Origin of the sequence: Streptomyces sp. S.PNR 29, from assembly GCF_030386795.1 — a bacterium.
In the GTDB taxonomy this organism is placed as follows: Bacteria; Actinomycetota; Actinomycetes; order Streptomycetales; family Streptomycetaceae; genus Streptomyces.
Genome location: NZ_JANUQM010000001.1, coordinates 272,582 through 295,904, shown reverse-complemented (window position 1 = coordinate 295,904; position 23,323 = coordinate 272,582). Strand labels below are relative to the sequence as shown.

Here is a 23,323-nt window from a genome sequence, read left to right as displayed (position 1 = left end):
TGTCGGTGAACGGAGTACCCACAAGGGGGGCGGCGCTGACACGCCGAAGGGCGGCCACCCCAAAGGATGACCGCCCTCGGCTCAAGCGACCCGCTTACTGGTTGTACGGCCCGTAGTCGTAGTCCTCCAGCGGCACGGCCTGCCCGGAGCCCGTGCCGAACGGCGAGTAGTCGATGTCGTCGTAGCCGACGGCCGAGTACATCGCGGCCTTGGCCTCCTCGGTCGGCTCGACCCGGATGTTGCGGTAGCGGGACAGACCCGTACCGGCCGGGATGAGCTTACCGATGATGACGTTCTCCTTGAGGCCGATCAGGGAGTCGGACTTGGCGTTGATCGCCGCGTCCGTGAGGACCCTGGTCGTCTCCTGGAAGGACGCCGCCGACAGCCAGGACTCGGTCGCCAGCGAGGCCTTGGTGATACCCATGAGCTGCGGACGACCGGAGGCCGGGTGACCGCCCTCCTGGACCACACGACGGTTCTCGTGCTCGAACTTCGAGCGCTCGACCAGCTCGCCGGGCAGCAGCTCGGCGTCGCCGGACTCGATGATCGTCACGCGGCGCAGCATCTGCCGGATGATGATCTCGATGTGCTTGTCGTGGATCGACACACCCTGCGAGTTGTACACCTTCTGGACCTCGCCGACCAGGTGGACCTGGACGGCACGCTGGCCCAGGATGCGCAGCACGTCGTGCGGGTTGGTGGCACCCACGGTGAGCTTCTGGCCCACCTCGACGTGCTCGCCCTCGCTGACCAGGAGTCGGGCGCGCTTCGAGATCGGGTAGGCCGTCTCGTCGCTGCCGTCGTCCGGCGTGATGACGATCTTCTTGGTCTTCTCGGTCTCCTCGATCCGGACGCGGCCGGAGGCCTCGGAGATCGGGGCGACACCCTTCGGGGTACGGGCCTCGAAGAGCTCGACGACACGCGGCAGACCCTGGGTGATGTCGTCACCGGCCACACCACCGGTGTGGAAGGTACGCATCGTCAGCTGGGTACCGGGCTCACCGATGGACTGGGCGGCGATGATGCCGACCGCCTCACCGATGTCGACCAGCTTGCCGGTGGCGAGCGAACGGCCGTAGCACATCGCGCAGGTGCCGACGGCGGACTCGCAGGTCAGGACCGAGCGGGTCTTGACCTCCTCGACGCCACGGGCCACGAGCTCGTCGATGAGGACGTCGCCCAGGTCGGTGCCGGCCGGGGCCAGCACCTGGCCGTCGACCACGATGTCCTCGGCGAGGCAGCGCGCGTACACGGACGTCTCGACGTTCTCCGCCTTGAGCAGGGTGCCCTCGGCGTTCCGCTCGGCGATCCGGAGGCGCAGGCCGCGCTCGGTGCCGCAGTCCTCCTCCCGGATGATGACGTCCTGGGAGACGTCGACCAGACGACGGGTGAGGTAACCCGAGTCGGCGGTACGCAGAGCGGTGTCCGCCAGACCCTTACGGGCACCGTGCGTGGAGATGAAGTACTCCAGCACGGACAGACCCTCACGGAACGACGCCTTAATGGGCCGCGGGATCGTCTCGTTCTTCGCGTTCGACACCAGACCACGCATACCGGCAATCTGACGCATCTGCATCATGTTGCCTCGTGCACCCGAGTTCACCATCATGAAGATCGGGTTGGTCTTCGGGAAGTTGTCGTTCATCGCCTCGGCGACCTCGTTGGTCGCCTTGGTCCAGATCGCGATGAGCTCCTGCGTGCGCTCGTCCTTGGTGATCAGACCGCGCTCGTACTGCTTCTGGACCTTCTCGTCCTGCGCCTCGTAGCCGCGGACGATCTCCTTCTTCGCCTCGGGAACGACGACGTCGGAGATGGCCACGGTGACGCCGGAACGGGTGGCCCAGTAGAAGCCGGCCGCCTTCAGGTTGTCGAGCGTCGCCGCCACGATGACCTTCGGGTAGCGCTCGGCGAGGTCGTTGACGATCTCGGAGAGCTGCTTCTTGCCGACCTCGTAGTCGACGAACGGGTAGTCCTCGGGCAGCAGCTCGTTGAAGAGCGCACGGCCGAGCGTGGTCTTCAGACGGAAGCTGTCACCCTGCTGCCACTCGGGCTCACCCTCCTCGCGCGCCGGCGGCGTCCAGCCACGCGGCGGGATGGTGCCCACCGGGAAGCGGATGTCGATCGGCGACTGGAGCGAGAGCTCGCCCGCGTCGAACGCCATGATCGCCTCGGCGACGGAGGCGAAGGAACGGCCCTCGCCCTTGAGGTCGCGCATCTCGCCGTCGGTGGTGAGGAAGAACAGACCGAGGACCATGTCCTGGGTCGGCATCGTCACCGGACGGCCGTCGGCCGGCTTGAGGATGTTGTTCGAGGACAGCATCAGGATGCGGGCCTCGGCCTGCGCCTCCGCGGACAGCGGCAGGTGCACGGCCATCTGGTCACCGTCGAAGTCCGCGTTGAACGCGGTGCAGACGAGCGGGTGGATCTGAATGGCCTTGCCCTCGACCAGCTGCGGCTCGAAGGCCTGGATGCCGAGGCGGTGCAGGGTGGGCGCACGGTTCAGCAGAACCGGGTGCTCCGCGATGACCTCTTCCAGCACGTCGTACACGACCGTGCGGCCGCGCTCGACCATGCGCTTGGCGCTCTTGATGTTCTGCGCGTGGTTCAGGTCGACCAGACGCTTCATCACGAACGGCTTGAAGAGCTCCAGCGCCATCGCCTTCGGCAGACCGCACTGGTGCAGCTTCAGCTGCGGACCGACGACGATCACGGAACGCGCCGAGTAGTCGACACGCTTACCGAGCAGGTTCTGACGGAAGCGGCCCTGCTTACCCTTCAGCATGTCGCTGAGGGACTTCAGCGGGCGGTTACCCGGACCGGTCACCGGGCGGCCGCGACGACCGTTGTCGAAGAGGGCGTCAACAGCCTCCTGAAGCATGCGCTTCTCGTTGTTGACGATGATCTCGGGCGCGCCGAGGTCGAGCAGCCTCTTCAGACGGTTGTTGCGGTTGATCACACGGCGGTACAGGTCGTTCAGGTCGGAGGTCGCGAAGCGGCCACCGTCCAGCTGCACCATCGGACGCAGGTCCGGCGGGATGACCGGCACGCAGTCGAGCACCATGCCCTTGGGGCTGTTGGACGTCTGCAGGAACGCGGAGACGACCTTCAGACGCTTGAGCGCACGGGTCTTCTTCTGGCCCTTGCCGGTACGGATGATCTCGCGGAGGCGCTCGGCCTCCTCGTCCAGGTCGAAGGACTCCAGGCGCTTCTGCAGCGCCGCGGCACCCATCGAACCGTCGAAGTACGTGCCGAAGCGGTCACGCAGCTCGCGGTAGAGCAGCTCGTCGCCCTCCAGGTCCTGGACCTTGAGGTTCTTGAACCGGTTCCACACCTCGTCGAGCCGGTCGATCTCGCGCTGCGCACGGTCGCGCAGCTGCTTCATCTCGCGCTCGGCACCCTCGCGCACCTTGCGGCGCACGTCGGCCTTGGCGCCCTCGGCCTCCAGCTCGGCCAGGTCGGACTCGAGCTTCTTGGCCCGGGCCTCCAGGTCGGCGTCGCGGCGCTGCTCGATCTGCTGACGCTCGACGGAGACATGGGCCTCCAGCGACGGCAGGTCGCGGGTACGGCGCTCCTCGTCGACGTACGTGATCATGTACGCCGCGAAGTAGATGACCTTCTCCAGGTCCTTCGGAGCGAGGTCGAGCAGGTACCCGAGGCGCGACGGGACGCCCTTGAAGTACCAGATGTGCGTGACGGGCGCGGCGAGCTCGATGTGGCCCATCCGCTCACGGCGCACCTTGGCGCGCGTGACCTCGACGCCACAGCGCTCGCAGATGATGCCCTTGAAGCGGACGCGCTTGTACTTGCCGCAGTAGCACTCCCAGTCCCGGGTCGGACCGAAGATCTTCTCGCAGAAGAGTCCGTCCTTTTCGGGCTTGAGGGTGCGGTAGTTGATGGTCTCGGGCTTCTTGACCTCGCCATGGCTCCACTGACGGATGTCGTCAGCGGTGGCCAGGCCGATCCGGAGCTCGTCGAAGAAGTTGACGTCGAGCACTATGCGTCAATCCCTCTCAGGGTCGTAAGTCTTTGGGTCTGTACGGGGGTCACCAGGGGTGGCGGGCCTTGGTGGCAGGCCCGCCCAACTCCCGTCAGACCTCTTCGACGCTGCTCGGCTCACGCCGGGACAGGTCGATGCCGAGCTCCTCCGCAGCGCGGAAGACGTCCTCGTCGGTGTCACGCATCTCGATGGACATACCGTCGCTGGACAGCACCTCCACGTTCAGGCACAGGGACTGCATCTCCTTGATGAGCACCTTGAAGGACTCGGGGATGCCGGGCTCCGGGATGTTCTCGCCCTTGACGATCGCCTCGTAGACCTTCACACGGCCGGTGACGTCGTCGGACTTGATGGTCAGGAGCTCCTGGAGCGCGTACGCGGCACCGTAGGCCTCGAGTGCCCACACCTCCATCTCACCGAACCGCTGGCCACCGAACTGGGCCTTACCACCCAGCGGCTGCTGGGTGATCATCGAGTACGGGCCGGTCGAGCGGGCGTGCAGCTTGTCGTCGACCAGGTGGTGCAGCTTCAGGATGTACATGTAGCCGACCGAGATCGGGTCCGGGAACGGCTCACCGGAACGGCCGTCGAACAGCCGCGCCTTACCGGTCGGGAGGACCATGCGGTCACCGTCGCGGTTCGGCAGGGTGTGCTCCAGCAGACCGGCCAGCTCGTCCTCGCGGGCACCGTCGAAGACCGGGGTCGCGACGTTGGTCCGCGCCGGAACCGAGTCGGCGCCGATGCCCTGGAGGCGCTGCGCCCACTCGTCCGCCAGGCCGGAGACGTCCCAGCCCTGGCTGGCGAGCCAGCCGAGGTGGATCTCCAGGACCTGTCCCGGGTTCATTCGGGACGGCACACCCAGCGGGTTGAGGATGATGTCGACCGGGGTGCCGTCCTCCAGGAACGGCATGTCCTCGATCGGCAGGATCTTCGAGATGACGCCCTTGTTGCCGTGGCGGCCGGCGAGCTTGTCACCGTCGGTGATCTTGCGCTTCTGCGCCACGTACACGCGCACAAGCTGGTTCACACCGGGGGGAAGCTCGTCGCCCTCCTCGCGGTCGAAGACGCGCACGCCGATGACCTTGCCGGTCTCGCCGTGCGGCACCTTCAGCGAGGTGTCACGGACCTCACGGGCCTTCTCACCGAAGATCGCGCGCAGCAGACGCTCCTCCGGCGTCAGCTCGGTCTCACCCTTGGGCGTGACCTTGCCGACGAGGATGTCACCGGCGATGACCTCGGCACCGATGCGGATGATGCCGCGCTCGTCGAGGTCGGCGAGGACCTCCTCGGAGACGTTCGGGATGTCCCGGGTGATCTCCTCGGGGCCGAGCTTGGTGTCACGGGCGTCGACCTCGTGCTCCTCGATGTGGATCGAGGAGAGGACGTCGTCCTGCACCAGGCGCTGGCTGAGGATGATCGCGTCCTCGTAGTTGTGGCCTTCCCAGGGCATGAAGGCGACCAGCAGGTTCTTGCCGAGCGCCATCTCGCCGTTCTGGGTGGCCGGACCGTCGGCGAGGACCTGGCCCTCGATGATCCGGTCGCCCTCGTTGACGATGACCTTCTGGTTGACCGAGGTGCCCTGGTTGGAGCGGGCGAACTTGGCCAGGCGGTACGTGATGTACGTGCCGTCGTCGTTGGCGGTGGTGATGTAGTCCGCGGAGACCTCCTGGACCACACCGGCCTTCTCGGCCTTGACGACGTCGCCGGCGTCGACGGCGGAGCGGTACTCCATGCCGGTGCCGACGAGCGGGGACTCCGCCTGGATCAGCGGAACGGCCTGGCGCATCATGTTCGCGCCCATGAGGGCACGGTTGGCGTCGTCGTGCTCAAGGAAGGGGATCATGGCGGTCGCGACCGACACCATCTGGCGCGGCGAGACGTCCATGTAGTCCACGTCCTCGGGGCCGACGTAGTCGACCTCGCCGCCCTTACGGCGGACCAGCACGCGGTTCTCGGCGAAGCGGAGGTCGTCCGTCAGCGGCGCGTTGGCCTGCGCGATGACGAAGCGGTCCTCCTCGTCGGCGGTCAGGTAGTGCACCTCGTCGGTGACCTGGCCGTCCTCCACCTTGCGGTACGGGGTCTCGACGAAACCGAACGCGTTGACCCGGCCGTAGGTGGCGAGCGAGCCGATCAGACCGATGTTCGGGCCTTCGGGGGTCTCGATCGGGCACATGCGGCCGTAGTGCGAGGGGTGCACGTCACGGACCTCGAAGCCGGCCCGCTCACGGGACAGACCACCCGGGCCGAGCGCGGACAGACGACGCTTGTGCGTCAGCCCGGACAGCGGGTTGTTCTGGTCCATGAACTGGGACAGCTGGCTGGTGCCGAAGAACTCCTTGATGGAGGCGACGACCGGCCGGATGTTGATCAGGGTCTGCGGCGTGATCGCCTCGACGTCCTGCGTGGTCATGCGCTCGCGCACGACGCGCTCCATACGCGCCAGACCCGTACGGACCTGGTTCTGGATGAGCTCGCCGACGCTGCGCAGGCGGCGGTTGCCGAAGTGGTCGATGTCGTCGGTCTCGACGACGACCGGCTGGCCGTTGTCACCGACCGTCTCGGTCTCACCGGCGTGCAGCTTCACCAGGTACTTGATCGTCGCGATGATGTCCTCGACGGTCAGGATGCCCGCGTCCAGCGGGGTGTCCGTACCCAGCTTCTTGTTGACCTTGTAGCGGCCGACCTTGGCGAGGTCGTAGCGCTTGGGGTTGAAGTAGAGGTTCTCAAGGAGCGTCTGCGCGGCCTCGCGCGTGGGGGGCTCGCCCGGGCGCAGCTTGCGGTAGATGTCGAGCAGCGCGTCGTCCTGGCCCTGGGTGTGGTCCTTCTCCAGGGTGGCGCGCATGGACTCGTACTCGCCGAACTCCTCCAGGATCTGCTCGGTCGTCCAGCCGAGCGCCTTCAGAAGAACGGTCACGGACTGCTTGCGCTTGCGGTCGATACGGACACCGACCATGTCGCGCTTGTCGATCTCCATCTCCAGCCAGGCACCCCGGGACGGGATGATCTTGGCGGAGAAGATGTCCTTGTCGGACGTCTTGTCGATGGTGGAGTCGAAGTAGACACCGGGGGAACGGACCAGCTGCGACACCACGACACGCTCGGTGCCGTTGATGACGAAGGTGCCCTTGTTCGTCATGAGCGGGAAGTCGCCCATGAAGACGGTCTGGGACTTGATCTCGCCGGTCTCGTTGTTGGTGAACTCGGCGGTGACGAAGAGCGGGGCCGCGTACGTGAAGTCGCGCTCCTTGCACTCGTCGATCGAGTTCTTCGGCGGCTCGAAGCGGTGGTCCCGGAACGTCAGCGACATCGACCCGGAGAAGTCCTCGATCGGGGAGATCTCCTCGAAGATCTCCTCGAGGCCGGACTTGGTGGGGACGTCCTGCCCGTTCTCAAGAGCCTCCTCGACCCGACTCTGCCAGGCGGTGTTGCCGAGCAGCCAGTCGAAGCTCTCGGTCTGCAGCGCGAGCAGGTTCGGAACCTCGAGAGGCTCCTTGATCTTTGCAAAGGAGATGCGCAGCGGGGCGGTGCTGGCGCCGTTGTTCGTATTCGCGGTCGAGGCAGTGCGCGAGGCGGCCAAGAGGGGGTCCTTCCGAGGGCTCGGACTCACTACGCGCGTACCGGTCCCTCTCCCGTACACAGAGACGGAAATCCCAGGTCAGATACCTGATCAAGGACGGTTCGGTCGTCTGTGCTCAAGTGAGGGCATGCCCCTGGTGACGGGCAGGGAGCAGCTAACAGGCAGCGCAAAGGGTCAGTGTAGCCACTTGGCACACTGATGTCCAGTGCGGGTTTTTCGCGACCCTCGTTGTTCTCAACGCCCTCGGCATGCTTGCCCTCAACGCACGTTGATACTGCCCTCTTCGTCGTCGATCCATGCCTCGGATTCGGACCGTTGTGACGACGCGTCCTGAGAATTGCGCGCTGCGTGCGGTTCGTCAAGGCCCCGTTGCCCGGACCCGGGGCGGCCGGAGACAGAACGAAGATCACCATACCCCTCGCGTACGCGAGCGCAAGGCAACCATGGCCGGGCCCCGGGAACGCCGAAGAGCGACCACCCGGATGGATGATCGCTCCTCGGTGCGTGAGCGTTACAGCCCCCAGGGGGCCGTTTCAGCCTGCGCGAAGGTCCTGGCGCGGACCCGTGAGGTCTTACTTGACCTCGACGGAGGCACCGGCGCCCTCGAGGGACTCCTTGGCCTTGTCCGCGGCCTCCTTGTTGACCTTCTCCAGAACCGGCTTCGGCGCACCGTCGACCAGGTCCTTGGCCTCCTTCAGGCCCAGGGAGGTCAGCTCGCGCACGACCTTGATGACCTGGATCTTCTTGTCGCCGGCACCGGTGAGGATGACGTCGAACTCGTCCTTCTCGGGCTCGGCCTCGGCGGCAGCGCCACCGGCGGCACCACCGGCGACGACGACCGGGGCGGCCGCGGCGGCGGTGACGTCGAACTTCTCCTCGAAGGCCTTCACGAACTCGGAGAGCTCGATGAGGGTCATCTCCTCGAACTGGGCAAGCAGCTCGTCCTGGGTGAGCTTCGCCATGGTGGCGGGTCCTTCCACTAAATCGGCAGGTGCCGGATGTACATGTGTGGCGGGCGTACGTCTGGCCCGCGACGGCCTCCGCGTTCAGGCAGCGGCGGCCGGAGTGCGAGCCGAGTTACTCGGCACCGCCCTGCTCGTCCTGCTTGGCACGGAGCGCGTCCACGGTGCGGACGAGCTTCGACGGCAGCGCCTGGAAGACAGAGGCAGCCTGGGACTGCTTGCCCTTCATGGCACCGGCCAGCTTGGAGAGCAGAACCTCGCGGGACTCGAGGTCCGCAAGCTTCTTGATCTCGTCGGCGGACAGCGCCTTGCCGTCAAGGACACCGCCCTTGATGACGAGATTCGGGTTGTCCTTGGCGAAATCACGCAGACCCTTCGCCGCCTCGACCGGGTCACCGGTCACGAAGGCGACGGCCGACGAACCCGCGAAGAATTCGTCGAGCGTGGTGATCCCGGCCTCCTTGGCCGCGATCTTCGTCAGCGTGTTCTTCACCACACGGTACTGAGCGTTCTCACCGAGTGAACGACGCAGCTGCTTGAGCTGCGCGACGGTGAGACCGGTGTACGCGGTAACGACAGCAGCGTTGGAGTTGCGGAACTTGTCCCGCATCTCCTCGACGGCATCGACCTTGTCAGGCCTCGCCATGAGCCTCGGCCTCCTTCCGGGTGATTCGGACCGCGCGGACCCGAAGGAGGACTGGGGAAAACGAAACGCCCCGGCGCAGGCGCACGGGGCGGACTCGACCGGCCGCACGCACGAGGACGCACATGCTCCGGGAGCTCTTCCACTGTCACCTGCGCGGGTCGTCCGCAGTTCAGCGGATCCTTCGGCCACCGCACCCTCGTACGAGCGCACGGCAACGACCAGCGGTCTTTGGCTTCTGTAGGAGAGTACGGGACCGGATCGCCGTCAGGCAAATCCGCCCGTACGGGCCTCAGTGGCGCTTCTCCAGCAGCTTCCTGAAGTCCTGGGTGTCGCCGGCCGGTGGCCTCTCGGCGGCGACCTTCACGCCGTAGTCGCTGTAGTACGCCGTCTGGGTCAGCAGGCCGGTCGCCACCTGGCCCTTCTCCACCTTCTTGACCAGCAGGTCGCGGTCGTCGACCCAGATGTCGACGGTCTGCGTGGTCACGCCGGCCTGTTCGAACCGCTTCTTCAGATCGGGCGCCGTGAGGTCGGCCACGTCGACCGTGCCCGAGTAGTGCGTGGTGTGCCGGCCGCGTATCTCCTCCTCGCCGGCCTTCCTGACGTCCCGGGAGGCCAGCAGGAGCTTCACCGACTGGTTCGGCGTGGTGTTCCGCATCTGGTCCACGAGCTGCACCCCGGTACCGCCCGCGAGGCGTTCGAGGTCGTCGTACGCGTACCGGACCCAGTGCCTGCCGCCCGCCTCCTCGGCGAACTTCTCCCCCATGCGGGCGTAGTAGGCGTCGGGGAGGTAGCGGGCCTCCATCGACGTGGTGCCGAGCCGGCGCATGGCGTCGGCCATGGTGCCACGGGTGTAGGTGATGGTGAGCGTGCCGGTGGTGCCGTGGCCCCAGCGGAGGGCACCGGTGGCCGTCATGGACATCATCGAGCCCATCACCGTCGTGGACTCGACGCGTGCCGAGTCGGCCTTCCGGGTGGACCGTTCGGCGGCGATCAGGGCCGCTGTGGGCCTGGCATGGCCGCCCGGACTGCCGGAGGAGGTGCAGGCCGCCGTCGGTGCCAGCGCGGTCGCCACCGCGATCGAGAGGGCCACGCGGCGCACGGTCGTGCTCTTCATCCATACCCCCCTCACGACCCCTGGGGGTCCCCTGTCTCGACGCTAACGCAGATCAGCGACACCCGTAGGGGAAAACACCCGCAGCGGAAACCACCCGCAGGGGAAACCACCCGCAGGGGAAACCACCCGCAGGGAAAAAGGGAACAGGCCCCGCACCTCGGAAGGTGCGGGGCCTGTGACCGGTTGAGGTGAGCCGTCAGGCTCAGACCGCCGCCGGGTCCTCCTCGACGAGGAGGTTGCGGGTGCGGTTCGGGTCGACCGGGATGCCGGGGCCCATCGTGGTGGTGATGGCGGCCTTCTTGATGTAGCGGCCCTTGGCGGCGGACGGCTTCAGACGGAGGATCTCCTCGATCGCCGCGCCGTAGTTCTCCACCAGCTTGCTGTCGTCGAACGACGTCTTGCCGATGATGAAGTGCAGGTTCGAGTGCTTGTCGACGCGGAACTCGATCTTGCCGCCCTTGATGTCGGTGACAGCCTTGGCGACGTCCGGGGTCACGGTGCCGGTCTTGGGGTTCGGCATCAGACCACGGGGACCGAGCACGCGGCCGAGGCGGCCGACCTTGCCCATGAGGTCCGGGGTGGCGACGACCGCGTCGAAGTCCAGGCGGCCCTTCGACACCTCGTCGATCAGCTCGTCGGCACCGACGATGTCGGCGCCCGCGGCACGCGCGGCCTCGGCACGGTCGCCGGTCGCGAAGACCAGGACCCGGGCGGTCTTACCGGTGCCGTGCGGAAGGTTCACGGTGCCACGGACCATCTGGTCGGCCTTGCGCGGGTCGACGCCCAGACGCAGGGCGACCTCGACGGTGCCGTCGAACTTGGTCGTGGAGGTCTCCTTGGCGAGACGGACGGCCTCGAGCGGGGCGTAGAGCTTCTCCCGGTCGATCTTGGCGTCCGCAGCGCGAAGGGACTTGCTGCGCTTGCTCACTGAAAGCTCCTGTGTGTTCTAGGAGTCGTGGTCCGGGCCGAGCAGGCCCTGCCACGGGTTGGCTTACGAGGTTGGGGCTCAGCCCTCGACCGTGACGCCCATGGAACGGGCGGTGCCGGCGATGATCTTCTCGGCGGCGTCCAGGTCGTTGGCGTTGAGGTCGGGCATCTTCGTCTGGGCGATCTCGCGGACCTGGTCGCGGGTGATCTTGGCGACCTTGGTCTTGTGCGGCTCGCCGGAGCCCTTCTCAATGCCCGCGGCCTTGAGGATCATCTTGGCGGCCGGCGGGGTCTTGGTGATGAAGGTGAAGGAGCGGTCCTCGTAGACCGTGATCTCCACCGGGATGACCCAACCGCGCTGCGACTCGGTCGCGGCGTTGTAGGCCTTGCAGAACTCCATGATGTTCACGCCGTGCTGACCCAGCGCGGGGCCGACCGGCGGGGCCGGGTTGGCGGCACCGGCCTGGATCTGGAGCTTGATGAGCCCCGTGACCTTCTTCTTCTTGGGAGGCATTCCGGGTCCTCTCCCGTTTCTCTGTTGATTTCCGAGTGCCCGAAGGCAACCGCACAACCCTAACGGGTAGGCTCGCGCGGCTAAAAACCGAGCAGGTCAGACAGACTGTGAGCCCGTCTGACCTGTCCGGTGGCTCTGTCGCCGGAAGGGGTCAGTTCTTCTGGATCTGGTCGAAGGAGAGCTCGACCGGCGTCTCGCGGCCGAAGATCTCGACCAGGCCCTTGACCTTCTTCGAGTCGGGGTTGATCTCGTTGATCGTGGCCTGCAGCGTGGCGAACGGGCCGTCGGTGACGGTGACCGAGTCGCCGACCTCGAAGTCCAGCACCTGGACCTCGACCTTGCGCTGCGGAGCCGGCTTGCCCTCGGCCTCCGCGGCCTCGCGGGCGGCCTTCTCCTCGGCCTCGGGGGCGAGCATCTTGACGATCTCGTCCAGCGTCAGCGGGTACGGGTCGTAGGCGTTGCCCACGAAGCCGGTGACGCCGGGGGTGTTGCGGACGACGCCCCAGGACTCGTTGGTCAGGTCCATGCGGACGAGGACGTAACCCGGCAGCTTGTTCTGCTTGATCGTCTTGCGGTCGCCGTTCTTGATCTGGACGACCTCCTCCTGCGGCACTTCGGCCTGGAAGATGTAGTCCTCGACGTTCAGCGAGACGGCGCGCTGCTCCAGGTTGGTCTTCACGCGGTTCTCGTAGCCGGCGTAGGTGTGGATGACGTACCACTCGCCGGGCAGGGTCCGCAGCTCCTCGCGGAGCTTCTCGATCGGGTCGCGGTCGTCCTCGACCTCTTCCTCGATCTCTTCCTCGCCCTCGGCCTCCGCTGCGGCGGTCTCGTCCGCGACGGCGTCGGCAGCCTCGACCTCGGCGGAGGCCTCGGTGTCCTCGCTGTCCGCGCCCTCGACGGTGTCGAGCTCGTCCTCGACGGACTCGACCGGCTCGATGGCGTCGTTCACGTTCGGGTCAGACACGGTGGCTGCTTCTTCCTGGATACATAGGGGTGGAACATGCGAAAGGAGCGCCGGGGCATCTCGGCGCTCTTCGCTCTGGGCTCAGCCGAAGACGTACTTGGCGGCGTGGCTGAGTCCATAGTCAATCACGGTCACCAGGCCGATCATGATGACGACGAAGATGATCACCACGGTCGTGTACGTCGTCAGCTGGCTGCGCGTCGGCCAGACGACCTTGCGGAGCTCGGCGACGATCTGGCGGTAGAAAAGCGCGAGGCGCTTCAGCGGGCCTTTCTTGGCACGCTTGCCACCCTTGCGGGCCTTCTTCTTGGACTCCGGCGCCTCGTCCTGGGCATCAGGCATGTCGATGGAGCCCACGGCGTCCGTCACTCGTCCTCACCTGATTCCGGGTCGTGGCCGTGCCGCGCCCGGTCTGAGCCGCACGGCGGTGCAATGCTGTACGTACATGCGCACACATCCTGGCGAAGGTGTGTGTAGCAGGGCCGGAGGGACTTGAACCCCCAACCGCTGGTTTTGGAGACCAGTGCTCTACCAATTGAGCTACGACCCTTTGTGTGTCCCCAACGTACCGCATCCACTCGGATGCTTGGTGTGCACCGTGCGAGCGCGGCTGCTGAAGGCCAACGAGGTGAGAGTGTACGTGGTCTTGGGCCGGGCGTCGAACAGAAAGGGGCGGTGGGGGCCCTGCCTGGCGGAAGATCGCCTGCCCGCGGGGCCGATCCGGACTGTTGTTCAGGGGTCTGCCCGGTCCTGTTCAGTCCGTGAAACCCGCGTGCCGCGCAGGTTTCCTGTCTGAAACCATGGGGTCCATGAGCGCTGCAACCCCTCCCACCGAGCGCCGGGTCTCCGCCCGAGTCGGCGCGATCTCCGAGTCCGCCACCCTCGCCGTGGACGCCAAGGCCAAGGCCCTCAAGGCCGCCGGGCGTCCGGTGATCGGCTTCGGCGCCGGTGAGCCCGACTTCCCGACGCCGGACTACATCGTCGAGGCCGCGGTCGAGGCCTGCAAGAACCCGAAGTACCACCGGTACACCCCGGCCGGCGGCCTGCCCGAGCTGAAGGCCGCGATCGCCGCGAAGACTCTGCGCGACTCGAATTACGAGGTCGACCCGTCGCAGATCCTGGTCACCAACGGCGGCAAGCAGGCCATCTACGAGGCCTTCGCCGCGATCCTCGACCCGGGCGACGAAGTCATCGTCCCGGCGCCGTACTGGACGACCTACCCCGAGTCGATCCGTCTCGCCGGTGGCGTGCCGGTCGAGGTGGTCGCCGACGAGACCACCGGCTACCGCGTGTCCGTGGAGCAGCTGGAGGCGGCCCGCACGGAGAAGACGAAGGTCGTCCTGTTCGTGTCGCCGTCGAACCCGACCGGCGCGGTCTACAGCGCCGAGGACGCCGAGGCGATCGGCCGCTGGGCCGTCGAGCACGGGCTGTGGGTGATGACCGACGAGATCTACGAGCACCTGGTCTACGGCGACGCGACGTTCACGTCGCTGCCGGCGATCCTGCCGGAGCTGCGCGACAAGTGCATCGTGGTCAACGGTGTCGCGAAGACGTACGCGATGACCGGCTGGCGGGTCGGGTGGATCATCGGTCCGAAGGACGTCGTCAAGGCCGCGACGAACCTGCAGTCGCACGCCACGTCGAACGTGTCGAACGTCGCGCAGGTGGCCGCGCTGGCCGCCGTCTCCGGTGACCTGGACGCCGTCGCCGCGATGCGTGAGGCCTTCGACCGGCGCCGGAAGACGATCGTGCGGATGCTCAACGAGATCGACGGCGTGGTGTGCCCGGAGCCCGAGGGCGCGTTCTACGCCTACCCGTCGGTGAAGGCGCTGATCGGCAAGGAGATCCGCGGCAGGCGTCCGCAGGACACCGTGGAGCTGGCCGCGCTGATCCTGGAGGAGGCCGAGGTCGCGGTGGTGCCCGGTGAGGCGTTCGGTACGCCGGGTTACCTGCGGCTGTCGTACGCGCTGGGCGACGAGGACCTCGTCGAGGGCGTGAGCCGGATCCAGAAGCTGCTGGCGGAGGCCAGGGGCTGACGTCCGCTTCCTTGAATGGGGTCACCTACCGAATGCGGGAGGTGACCCCATTTGTTTGTGCGAGCAAGACCACTAACGGTGAAACCGCTACCGGCGCGCCGGACGCGTACGGCAGGATCTTGGGATGGAGCGTGTACGTGATGTCTCTGAGCTGCCGAAAGCCCATCTGCATCTGCACTTCACCGGGTCGATGCGGTCCGGCACCCTGCTGGAGCTGGCCGACAAGTACGGCGTGCGTCTGCCCGAGGCCCTGACCGACGCGCTGACCAGTGGGGAGCCGCCGAGACTGCGGGCGACGGACGAGCGGGGCTGGTTCCGCTTCCAGCGGCTGTACGACGCGGCGCGCTCGTGCCTGAGGGAGCCGGAGGACATCCGTCGGCTGGTGCGGGAGGCGGCGGAGGAGGATCTGCGGGACGGGTCGGGGTGGCTGGAGATCCAGGTGGACCCGACCTCGTACGCGCCGCGGCTGGGCGGTCTGATCCCGGCGCTGGAGATCATCCTGGACGCGGTGGAGTCCGCGATGCGGGAGACCGGGCTCGGGATGCGGGTGCTGGTGGCCGCGAACCGCATGAAGCATCCGCTGGACGCGCGCACGCTGGCGCGGCTGGCGGTGCGGTACGCGGACCGGGGGGTTGTCGGGTTCGGTTTGTCGAACGACGAGCGGCGGGGAATGGCGCGGGACTTCGACCGGGCGTTCGCGATCGCGCGGGACGGGGGCCTGCTGTCGGCGCCGCACGGCGGGGAGCTGACCGGTCCGTCGTCGGTGCGGGACTGCCTGGACGACCTGGACGCGAACCGGATCGGCCACGGGGTGCGGGCGGCGGAGGACCCACGGCTGCTGAAGCGGCTGGCCGAGCGGGGGGTGACGTGCGAGGTGTGCCCCGCGTCGAACGTGGCCCTGGGTGTGTACGAGAAGCCGGAGGACGTGCCGCTGCGCACCCTGTTCGAGGCGGGGGTGCCGATGGCGCTGGGCGCGGACGACCCGCTGCTGTTCGGCTCCCGTCTGGCGGCGCAGTACGAGATCGCTCGGGAGTATCACGGCTTCACGGACCCGGAGCTCGCGGAGCTGGCCCGTCAGTCGATCCGTGCCTCGGCGGCGCCCACGGACACGAAGGCGAAGCTGCTGGCGGGGGTGGACGACTGGCTGGCCTGAACCCCGCCGGCGGACCGGTGCCGGTCACCATCTGAACAGCACTCCACGCCAGGTCCAGCCCGAGTCGAGCACCGCGTTCCGCAGGGAGTGGCTCATCTCCCGCGAGTCGAAGCGGAACGTCTCGACCCGGCGTCGGCGGCCGTCGGGCCCCCGCTCGTACGTCCACTGCCGGGACACCGTGGGCGTCGGCCCCCGGCCGTACCGCCTGCTGCGGTCGGGCGAGAGGTCCCACCTCTCCTCAAGGACACGTACCTCGTGGTGCTCCGGGACCAGGCGCATCCGGGTCCTGAGCCTCGTCCTCAGCTCCCTGACCTGCCATTCGGCCACCAGGTCGGCCTTCTCCGCGGGAAGCGCGTTGCGTATGCGATACGGCACCTCCGGGCCGTCGAGGACGAGCAGCGCGGCGCGGACGTCCGCGGCGGGCAGCGGTACGACACCGGGGTCGGGGTACCTGGTGCCGGCCAGCTTGTCGAAGAGACCCATGGGGGCAACCCAGTCGTGGCCGGCGCGGCCGTGATCGGTTCCTACAGGCTGACGCCGATCGTCACCGGTTCGTTGACCAGGGTGATGCCGAAGGCGTCGCGGACGCCGGCGACGACCTCGCGGGCCAGGGCGAGCAGGTCCTCCGTGGTGGCCCCGCCCCGGTTGGTGAGAGCGAGGGTGTGCTTGGTGGAGATGCGGGCGGGCCCGGAGCCGTAGCCCTTCGTGAAGCCCGCCTTGTCGATCAGCCAGGCCGCGGAGGTCTTGGTGTGGCCCTCCCCCGCCGGGTACGCGGGCGGCTCCACGCCGTCGCCGAGGCGCGTGTGCACGCGGGCGCGGAAGGCGGCGAACTGCTCGTCGGTGAGGATCGGGTTGGTGAAGAAGGAGCCCGCCGACCAGGTGTCGTGGTCCTCGGGGTCCAGGACCATGCCCTTTCCGGCGCGCAGCTTGAGGACGGTGTCGCGGGCGTCGGCGAGCGGCACGCGGTCGCCCGGCTCCACCCCCAGGGCGCGGGCCGTCTCGGCGTACCTGAGGGGGCCCGAGAGGCCGTCCGCGTCCTCCAGGTCGAAGCGGACGCGCAGGACGACGTACCGCTCGGGGTCGGCCTTGAAGCGGCTGTGGCGGTAGGTGAAGGCGCAGTCCTCATTGGTCAGAGTGACCGTTTCACGCGTCGCCCGGTCGTACGCGATCACCTCGGTGATCGTGGACGAGACCTCCTGGCCGTACGCCCCGACGTTCTGGATGGGGGTCGCGCCCGCCGAGCCGGGGATGCCGGCGAGGCACTCGATGCCGGCGAGTCCGGCCTCCACCGTGCGGGCGACGGCGTCGGTCCACACCTCGCCGGCGGCCAGCTCCAGCTGCGTACCGTCGAGGGAGAAGCCCTTGGTGGCGATGACGAGTGCGGTTCCGTCGAAGCCCTTGTCGCCGATGACCAGGTTGGAGCCGCCGCCGATGAGCAGCAGCGGTGTGCCGGTGTCGTCGGCCTCGCGGACGGCGGCGATCACCTCGGCGTCGGTCGTGGCGGTGAGCAGCCGGGTGGCGGGGCCGCCCAGCCGGAAGGTGGTCAGCGGGGCGAGTGGGGCGTCGTGGAGTTCCTGCACGCGCCCAAGAGTAGTTGCACGCGTGCGGGGCCTCTTGCGCGCGTGCAACGCCCCGCCGCTCAGGCCAGCCGTACGACCGCCCGTGACATGCCCAGCACCTTCTGGCCCGCGCTGGTGGCCGTCAGGTCCACGCGGACGGTGTTGTCGTCGAGCTTGGCGCCGATCTTGCCGCTGACCTCGATGGTGGCGCCCTGGTCGTCGTTGGGTACGACGACGGGCTTGGTGAAGCGGACGCCGTACTCGACGACCGCGCCGGGGTCACCCGTCCAGTCGGTGACCACGCGGATCGCCTCGGCCATGGTGAACATGCCGTGCGCGATGACGTCGGGCAGGCCGACCTCCTTGGCGAACTTCTCGTTCCAGTGGATGGGGTTGAAGTCGCCGGAGGCGCCCGCGTACCGGACGAGGGTGGCGCGGGTCACGGGGAAGGTCTGCGCGGGCAGTTCGGTGCCGACCTCCACGTCGGCGTACGCGATCTTGGCGGTCATCGGTTCCTCACGCCTCCTCGGCCGCACGGGCCACCAGCTTGGTCCAGGCGGTCACGACGTGCTCGCCCGCCTCGTCGTGCACCTCGCCGCGAATGTCCAGTATGTCGTTGCCCGCCATGGACTTGATCGCCTCGATGGTGGAGGTGACCGTGAGCCGGTCGCCGGCGCGCACCGGGCGGGTGTAGGCGAACTTCTGGTCGCCGTGCACCACCCGGTTGTAGTCCAGGCCGAGCTCCGGGTCATGGATGACCTGCCCCGCGGCCTTGAAGCTGATCGCGAAGACGAAGGTGGGCGGAGCGATCACGTCGGGGTGGCCCAGCGCCTTGGCTGCCTCCGCGTCCGTGTAGGCCGGGTTGGTGTCTCCCACGGCCTGAGCGAACTCACGGATCTTCTCCCGGCCCACCTCGTAGGGCTCGGTGGGCGGGTAGGTCCGCCCGACGAAGGACTGGTCGAGCGCCATGGGCTCGGCACCTCCTGGTGTCAGCTGTGGATGACCGGTTCCCCCTGGGGTGGACCGGTGAGTGAAGTGAAACGACGCGAGGCCGCCCCCCAGCATGATGGGGGACGGCCTCGTGTACGAGCCTGTTTTATCGCGTCTCGCGGTGCGCGGTGTGCGCGTTGCAACGCGGGCAGTGCTTCTTCATCTCAAGACGGTCCGGGTTGTTACGCCGGTTCTTCTTGGTGATGTAGTTCCGCTCCTTGCACTCCACGCAGGCCAGCGTGATCTTCGGGCGGACGTCGGTGGCAGCCACGTGAGTGCTCCTATGACGAACGGTTGACTGGTTTAACGCAAGAAGAGTAGCCGATCGAAGGACCGACCCCGCAATCGGCTACTGAGAGTAGCGGTGACCGGACTTGAACCGGTGACACAGCGATTATGAGCCGCTTGCTCTACCGACTGAGCTACACCGCTTTGATGTGGTCGGACCCCGCCTCGCGGCGGGAACCCGTCACACCAGAGCCCCAAAACGGAATCGAACCGTTGACCTTCTCCTTACCATGGAGACGCTCTGCCGACTGAGCTATTGGGGCGAGCGATGAAGACATTACACGGTCCGCCGCCGTTCACCCAAATCCGTTTCGCGACCCCCACTCCGCCTGGTCCGGCGGTCTTCCCGGACACCTCAGCAGCCCCTCAGGCACCACCGCCCGTACGGCGGACCACGCCGGTACGACTATTGCGCTCCTGCACGCCGGGGACTGATCGTCGCCCTAGGCTCGACTCACTCTGCGTGATCTTGCGCCCCCTACTGCGCAGCCCCCGAGCCGAGGAGCGCGATGCCCGACAGCCAGCCGCAGCCACCCCCTTCGTCGAGCTCGAACGAGTCGGCCCCACTCCTGCTGTGCGGGGCGCGGCTCACCGACGGCCGGACCGTGGACGTGCGGCTGTGCGGCGGGCGCATCGAGGCGGTCGGCACGGCCGGCAGCCTCGCGGCGGGCGGAACGACCGGTGGCGGCACTCGCGTGGACCTCGGTGGCTACCTGCTGCTGCCGGCCCCCGCGGAGCCGCACGCGCACGCCGACACCGCGCTGTCGGCCGACCGGAGCGGGCCGGTCTCGTACGACCCCCAGGAGGTCCAGCGCCGGGCCACGGAGGCCGCGCTGCTGCAGCTCGGGCACGGGGCGACCGCGGTCCGGGCGCATGTGCGCGTGGGCGACGTCCAGGGGCTGGGCGCGCTGGCCGCCGTCCTGCAGGCGCGGCGGGCGCTGGGCGGGCTGACCGAGCTGACGACGGTGGCGGTGCCGCGGCTGCTGACCGGAGCGGCCGGGGCCGACGGGCTGGCGATGCTGCGGGACGCGGTGAAGATGGGCGCCTCGGTGGTGGGCGGGTGTCCGGATCTCGACCCCGATCCGACGGGGTACGTGGAGGCGGTCCTGCAGGTCGCCTCCGAGCACGGCTGTCCGGTCGATCTCCACACGGACGCCGCCGACCCGGCGCGGCTGGCCCGGCTGGCCGCGATGGCGGGAGGGCTGCGCCCGGGGGTGGTGCTCGGCCCGTGCGGCGGCCTCGGGCGGCTGCCCGCCGAGGTGGCGTCGCGGACCGCGGACCAGCTGGCGGCGGCCGGGGTGACGGTGGTGTGCCTGCCGCAGGGCGGCTGCGGGGGCGTCGACCGCCGGGGCATGGCTCCGGTACGGCTGCTGCGGGCGGCCGGGGTGCGGGTGGCCGCCGGGAGCGGCGCGCTGCGGGACGTGTCGAATCCCGTGGGACGCGGGGATCCGCTGGACGCGGCCTACCTGCTGGCCTCGCGGTACGGACTGCGGCCGGAGGACGCCTATGACGCCGTGAGTTCCGCACCGCGGGAGGTGCTGGGGTTGCCCGAGGTACGGGTGGAGGCGGGCTTTCCGGCCGAGTTGCTGGCGGTGCGCGGGGACCGGCTCGCGGGGGCGCTGTCGTTGGCGTACAGCCGGGTTGTGGTGCACCGGGGGCGCGTTGTGGCGCGGACGAGCGCGGTGCGGGAGTACTGCGATTCCTCGACGGTGGTGGAGCTGGGCTTGCCCAGGCAGGGGCGCGGCGAGTTGTCGTGAGGTGTTCCCGGGCGCGGGTGGGAAGCGGCTGAAGTGATGCGACGTTCGGGGTTGTCCGGGCGTACGGTCGAAGACATGCGCATTGTCATCGCTGGGGGTCATGGTCAGATCGCGCTGCGGCTGGAGCGGTTGCTCGCCGCGCGCGGAGACGAGGTCGCGGGGATCATCCGGAAGGCCGAGCAGGCCGACGACCTGCGCCGCGCCGGTGCCGAACCGATCGTGCTCGACCTGGAGTCGGCCTCGGTCGAGGAGGTCGCGGAGCGGCTGCGGGGTGCGGACGCGGCGGTCTTCGCGGCGGGCGCGGGGCCCGGTAGCGGCGCGGCCCGCAAGGACACGGTGGACAAGGCCGCGGCGGTCCTCTTCGCGGACGCGGCGATCCGGGCGGGCGTACGGCGCTTCCTGGTCGTGTCCTCCATGGGGGCGGATCCCGGACACCCGGGGAACGAGGTCTTCGACGTCTATCTGCGCGCCAAGGGCGAGGCCGACGCGTACGTGCGCTCGCTGGACGCTCTGGACTGGACGATCCTGCGCCCCGGTCAGCTGACGAACGACGCCGGTACCGGCCTGGTACGCCTGGAGGCGCACACGGGCCGCGGACCCGTCCCGCGTGACGACGTGGCCGCCGCACTCGCGGAGTTGGTCGACACCCCGGCGACGGCCGGGCTGACGCTGGAGCTGATCAGCGGTTCGACGCCGGTGTCGGTGGCGGTCAAGTCGGTGGCGGGGAACTGAGGTGGGCGCCGAGGGAGTTCCGCCGGAGCGCGAGGCGCTGCTGCGGCGGATGTACGAGGTGTTCTCGACGGACGAGCGGGACGCGTTCCTTGAGCGCTGTCTGGCCCCGGACGTGGACTGGCCGAACATGCTGGACGGGGTCAGGCTGCGGGGGCGTGAGGCCGTACGTGCCTACTGGACCCGGCAGTTCGCGGCGGGCCACCCCCTCGTACGCCTGGAGGGCATGCGGCTCGACGGGGACGGCGAGGCGGTCGTGGCGACGGTGCGGACCGGGATGCGGGACGCGTCGGGTGACCGGTGGTCGCCGGAGACGGTCGAGCACGTGTACCGGTTCGGCGGGGACGGGCTGGTGGCGCGGATGGATGTACGGGCGGGGGCTGAGGGGGCCTGAGTGAGCCCGAGGGCGCCAGGTGAGCCAGAGGGGGGCCTGGGCAGCTGAAACAGCTAGAACAGGGGGAGCTGTCCGGGGAAGTCGGGGACGACGTATCCGTCCAACGACGGTTGCACCCCACCGATTTGGGCCAGCCGACGGGAGCCGGGACATGACGTGAGTTCCCCGCTCTCGCGTGCGCCGGGCGGGTCGTGGCGCGCGTAGCGCCCCGCGACGACGGCGATCTCGCGGCGGCACTCGGGGCAGGGGCTGCGACGGGTGGACATGGGGCCAGTGTGCCCCGCGTCGCCCTGAGAACTGACCGACCCCGACCTGCTCGACTCAAACGAAGAGACCCCCTCCGCTCTGCGTTTCCGCAGTTCGGAGGGGGTCTTCCCCAGTGTGGCGGCGCCAGGATTCGAACCTGGGAAGGCTGAGCCGGCAGATTTACAGTCTGCTCCCTTTGGCCGCTCGGGCACACCGCCGGGGTCGCTGCCCTTCGAACCGCTTTTCGGCGGCGCTCCGTGGCAACGACGTAAACAATACCCGATACGGAGGGGTGCTTCGCCACCCGATTGATCGGCGCCGGGAGGGCGGGGGGTGGCTAGGCTTGTCCGGATGCGGCCCGTGACCCTGCCGGGCTCGGCGGCCGCCCACGTACGCCGGTACGCACCCGATACGCACCCCGATACAAGGAGCCACAGGACATGGCCGACTCCAGTTTCGACATCGTCTCGAAGGTCGAGCGGCAGGAGGTCGACAACGCCCTCAACCAGGCCGCCAAGGAGATCTCGCAGCGCTACGACTTCAAGGGCGTGGGTGCCTCGATCTCGTGGTCCGGGGAGAAGATCCTCATGGAGGCGAACTCCGAGGACCGGGTGAAGGCCGTCCTCGACGTCTTCCAGTCCAAGTTGATCAAGCGCGGCATCTCGCTGAAGGCACTGGACGCGGGCGAGCCCCAGCTGTCCGGCAAGGAGTACAAGATCTTCGCTTCGATCCAGGAGGGCATCTCCCAGGAGAACGCCAAGAAGGTGGCGAAGATCATCCGCGACGAGGGCCCGAAGGGCGTGAAGGCCCAGGTGCAGGGCGACGAACTCCGGGTCAGCTCCAAGAGCCGCGATGACCTGCAGGCCGTGATCGCCCTGCTGAAGGGCAAGGACTTCGACTTCGCCCTGCAGTTCGTGAACTACCGGTGAGCCGCCGCCGGCCGGTCGTCGACTGATCCCCCGTCGTACGAGGAAGGGTGGGCGCCCTCGGTGCCCACCCTTCTTGCCTGCCGGCCGCGGTCCAGGGGCGCGGTCAGTCGCGTGAGTTGCCGAAGAGGAGGCGGTAGGCGATCAGCAGGACGAGTGAGCCGCCGATCGCCGCGGCCCAGGTGGCGCCGTCGTAGAAGTCCTTGCTGACGGGATGGTCGAGCCAGCGGGCCGAAATCCAGCCACCGATGAACGCACCGGCGATGCCGATCAGCGTCGTGCCGACCAGCCCACCCGGGTCGCGACCCGGCAGCAGGAATTTGGCGATGGCTCCGGCCAACAGTCCCAGGATGATCCAGCTGATGATGCCCATGCCGTGAACCTGCCCTTCCACACTGTGCCCGCACTGTTCCGGCACTGTGATCTTGCTCCCGAACAGGCCGGGTTCGTCCGTCGCGCGTCGTACCTCCGCGGAACTGTCACACGCGTGTCCGCGCCGTGAGTCCTCGCGTGTTCATGTCCTCGCGTGTTCATGTCCTCTTGG

Annotated in this window: 22 protein-coding genes and 4 tRNA genes; 6 read left to right on the top strand and 20 right to left on the bottom strand. The window is 68.3% G+C overall.

All coding sequences use genetic code 11. The annotated features are described in order from the left end of the window. Window positions 1–94: 94 nt before the first annotated feature. The 10 genes from NW895_RS01450 to NW895_RS01405 all read right to left on the bottom strand — a co-directional run bounded on the left by NW895_RS01450 (window position 95) and on the right by NW895_RS01405 (window position 13,251). Window positions 95–3,994, bottom strand: coding sequence for a DNA-directed RNA polymerase subunit beta' (locus NW895_RS01450; RefSeq protein ID WP_289933157.1), 3,900 nt, complete (start codon window positions 3,992–3,994; stop codon window positions 95–97). A gap of 94 nt (window positions 3,995–4,088) precedes the next feature. Next, complete coding sequence (rpoB, locus tag NW895_RS01445; protein ID WP_289933156.1) at window positions 4,089–7,574, bottom strand: DNA-directed RNA polymerase subunit beta; 3,486 nt, start codon at window positions 7,572–7,574, stop codon at window positions 4,089–4,091. 572 nt (window positions 7,575–8,146) lie between these two features. Next, window positions 8,147–8,536 (bottom strand): 50S ribosomal protein L7/L12, encoded by a 390-nt coding sequence (gene rplL / locus NW895_RS01440; protein WP_289933155.1) that lies wholly within the window; start codon window positions 8,534–8,536, stop codon window positions 8,147–8,149. Between the two features lie 115 nt (window positions 8,537–8,651). Next, entirely contained in the window at window positions 8,652–9,182 is a 531-nt protein-coding gene (rplJ, locus tag NW895_RS01435; protein ID WP_289933154.1) for a 50S ribosomal protein L10, read from the bottom strand. Between the two features lie 289 nt (window positions 9,183–9,471). Next, the gene (locus tag NW895_RS01430; RefSeq protein WP_289933153.1) at window positions 9,472–10,296 is read right to left on the bottom strand and encodes a hypothetical protein; all 825 of its coding nucleotides are present in this window, start codon (window positions 10,294–10,296) and stop codon (window positions 9,472–9,474) included. 202 nt (window positions 10,297–10,498) lie between these two features. Next, the gene (gene rplA, locus NW895_RS01425) at window positions 10,499–11,224 is read right to left on the bottom strand and encodes a 50S ribosomal protein L1 (RefSeq protein ID WP_289933152.1); all 726 of its coding nucleotides are present in this window, start codon (window positions 11,222–11,224) and stop codon (window positions 10,499–10,501) included. A gap of 78 nt (window positions 11,225–11,302) precedes the next feature. Then, window positions 11,303–11,737: a 50S ribosomal protein L11 gene (gene rplK, locus NW895_RS01420; RefSeq protein WP_289933151.1), complete on the bottom strand. Its 435-nt coding sequence runs from the start codon at window positions 11,735–11,737 to the stop codon at window positions 11,303–11,305. Window positions 11,738–11,888: 151 nt separating this feature from the next. Further along, window positions 11,889–12,701, bottom strand: a complete 813-nt coding sequence (nusG, locus tag NW895_RS01415; protein ID WP_289933149.1) for a transcription termination/antitermination protein NusG — start codon at window positions 12,699–12,701, stop codon at window positions 11,889–11,891. A gap of 81 nt (window positions 12,702–12,782) precedes the next feature. Then, window positions 12,783–13,070, bottom strand: coding sequence for a preprotein translocase subunit SecE (secE, locus tag NW895_RS01410; protein WP_289933148.1), 288 nt, complete (start codon window positions 13,068–13,070; stop codon window positions 12,783–12,785). A 108-nt stretch (window positions 13,071–13,178) separates the two neighbouring features. Then, window positions 13,179–13,251, bottom strand: a tRNA-Trp gene (locus NW895_RS01405). A gap of 259 nt (window positions 13,252–13,510) precedes the next feature. Here NW895_RS01405 and NW895_RS01400 point away from each other — a divergent pair. Together NW895_RS01400 and NW895_RS01395 are read left to right on the top strand one after the other, a co-directional pair. Further along, window positions 13,511–14,737 (top strand): pyridoxal phosphate-dependent aminotransferase, encoded by a 1,227-nt coding sequence (locus tag NW895_RS01400; protein ID WP_289933147.1) that lies wholly within the window; start codon window positions 13,511–13,513, stop codon window positions 14,735–14,737. 124 nt (window positions 14,738–14,861) lie between these two features. Then, on the top strand, window positions 14,862–15,890 hold the full coding sequence (locus NW895_RS01395) for an adenosine deaminase (protein ID WP_289933146.1): 1,029 nt from the start codon (window positions 14,862–14,864) through the stop codon (window positions 15,888–15,890). A gap of 24 nt (window positions 15,891–15,914) precedes the next feature. On the opposite strand, the gene NW895_RS01390 is transcribed toward NW895_RS01395, so the two are convergent. The 7 genes from NW895_RS01390 to NW895_RS01360 all read right to left on the bottom strand — a co-directional run bounded on the left by NW895_RS01390 (window position 15,915) and on the right by NW895_RS01360 (window position 18,990). Further along, on the bottom strand, window positions 15,915–16,373 hold the full coding sequence (locus NW895_RS01390; protein ID WP_289933145.1) for a hypothetical protein: 459 nt from the start codon (window positions 16,371–16,373) through the stop codon (window positions 15,915–15,917). A gap of 41 nt (window positions 16,374–16,414) precedes the next feature. Then, complete coding sequence (locus NW895_RS01385; protein WP_289933144.1) at window positions 16,415–17,470, bottom strand: UDP-N-acetylmuramate dehydrogenase; 1,056 nt, start codon at window positions 17,468–17,470, stop codon at window positions 16,415–16,417. A 59-nt stretch (window positions 17,471–17,529) separates the two neighbouring features. Continuing rightward, window positions 17,530–17,958 (bottom strand): MaoC family dehydratase, encoded by a 429-nt coding sequence (locus NW895_RS01380; RefSeq protein WP_289933143.1) that lies wholly within the window; start codon window positions 17,956–17,958, stop codon window positions 17,530–17,532. Between the two features lie 7 nt (window positions 17,959–17,965). Then, window positions 17,966–18,418: a MaoC family dehydratase N-terminal domain-containing protein gene (locus NW895_RS01375; RefSeq protein ID WP_289933142.1), complete on the bottom strand. Its 453-nt coding sequence runs from the start codon at window positions 18,416–18,418 to the stop codon at window positions 17,966–17,968. Between the two features lie 127 nt (window positions 18,419–18,545). Continuing rightward, on the bottom strand, window positions 18,546–18,710 hold the full coding sequence (gene rpmG, locus NW895_RS01370) for a 50S ribosomal protein L33 (protein WP_003948671.1): 165 nt from the start codon (window positions 18,708–18,710) through the stop codon (window positions 18,546–18,548). 88 nt (window positions 18,711–18,798) lie between these two features. After that, window positions 18,799–18,871: transfer RNA gene (locus tag NW895_RS01365), tRNA-Met, on the bottom strand. Window positions 18,872–18,917: 46 nt separating this feature from the next. After that, window positions 18,918–18,990: transfer RNA gene (locus NW895_RS01360), tRNA-Thr, on the bottom strand. Between the two features lie 246 nt (window positions 18,991–19,236). Here NW895_RS01360 and NW895_RS01355 point away from each other — a divergent pair. The 3 genes from NW895_RS01355 (at window position 19,237) to NW895_RS01345 (ending at window position 21,607) form a co-directional block, all read left to right on the top strand. After that, entirely contained in the window at window positions 19,237–20,484 is a 1,248-nt protein-coding gene (locus tag NW895_RS01355) for an amidohydrolase family protein (protein WP_289933141.1), read from the top strand. Window positions 20,485–20,559: 75 nt separating this feature from the next. After that, entirely contained in the window at window positions 20,560–21,216 is a 657-nt protein-coding gene (locus tag NW895_RS01350; protein ID WP_289933140.1) for an NAD(P)H-binding protein, read from the top strand. Window position 21,217: 1 nt separating this feature from the next. Continuing rightward, window positions 21,218–21,607, top strand: coding sequence for a nuclear transport factor 2 family protein (locus NW895_RS01345; RefSeq protein ID WP_289933139.1), 390 nt, complete (start codon window positions 21,218–21,220; stop codon window positions 21,605–21,607). A gap of 53 nt (window positions 21,608–21,660) precedes the next feature. On the opposite strand, the gene NW895_RS01340 is transcribed toward NW895_RS01345, so the two are convergent. Both NW895_RS01340 and NW895_RS01335 read right to left on the bottom strand, forming a co-directional pair. Further along, window positions 21,661–21,873 carry a hypothetical protein gene (locus NW895_RS01340; protein ID WP_289933138.1) on the bottom strand — a complete coding sequence of 71 codons (213 nt, stop codon included), beginning with the start codon at window positions 21,871–21,873 and terminating at the stop codon, window positions 21,661–21,663. A 116-nt stretch (window positions 21,874–21,989) separates the two neighbouring features. Continuing rightward, window positions 21,990–22,071 (bottom strand) — tRNA-Tyr (locus tag NW895_RS01335). Window positions 22,072–22,293: 222 nt separating this feature from the next. Between NW895_RS01335 and NW895_RS01330 the strand changes: the two genes are divergently transcribed. Next, on the top strand, window positions 22,294–22,782 hold the full coding sequence (locus NW895_RS01330) for a YajQ family cyclic di-GMP-binding protein (protein WP_067282299.1): 489 nt from the start codon (window positions 22,294–22,296) through the stop codon (window positions 22,780–22,782). 103 nt (window positions 22,783–22,885) lie between these two features. On the opposite strand, the gene NW895_RS01325 is transcribed toward NW895_RS01330, so the two are convergent. Beyond that, window positions 22,886–23,152, bottom strand: coding sequence for a GlsB/YeaQ/YmgE family stress response membrane protein (locus NW895_RS01325; RefSeq protein ID WP_289933135.1), 267 nt, complete (start codon window positions 23,150–23,152; stop codon window positions 22,886–22,888). Window positions 23,153–23,323: the final 171 nt, after the last annotated feature.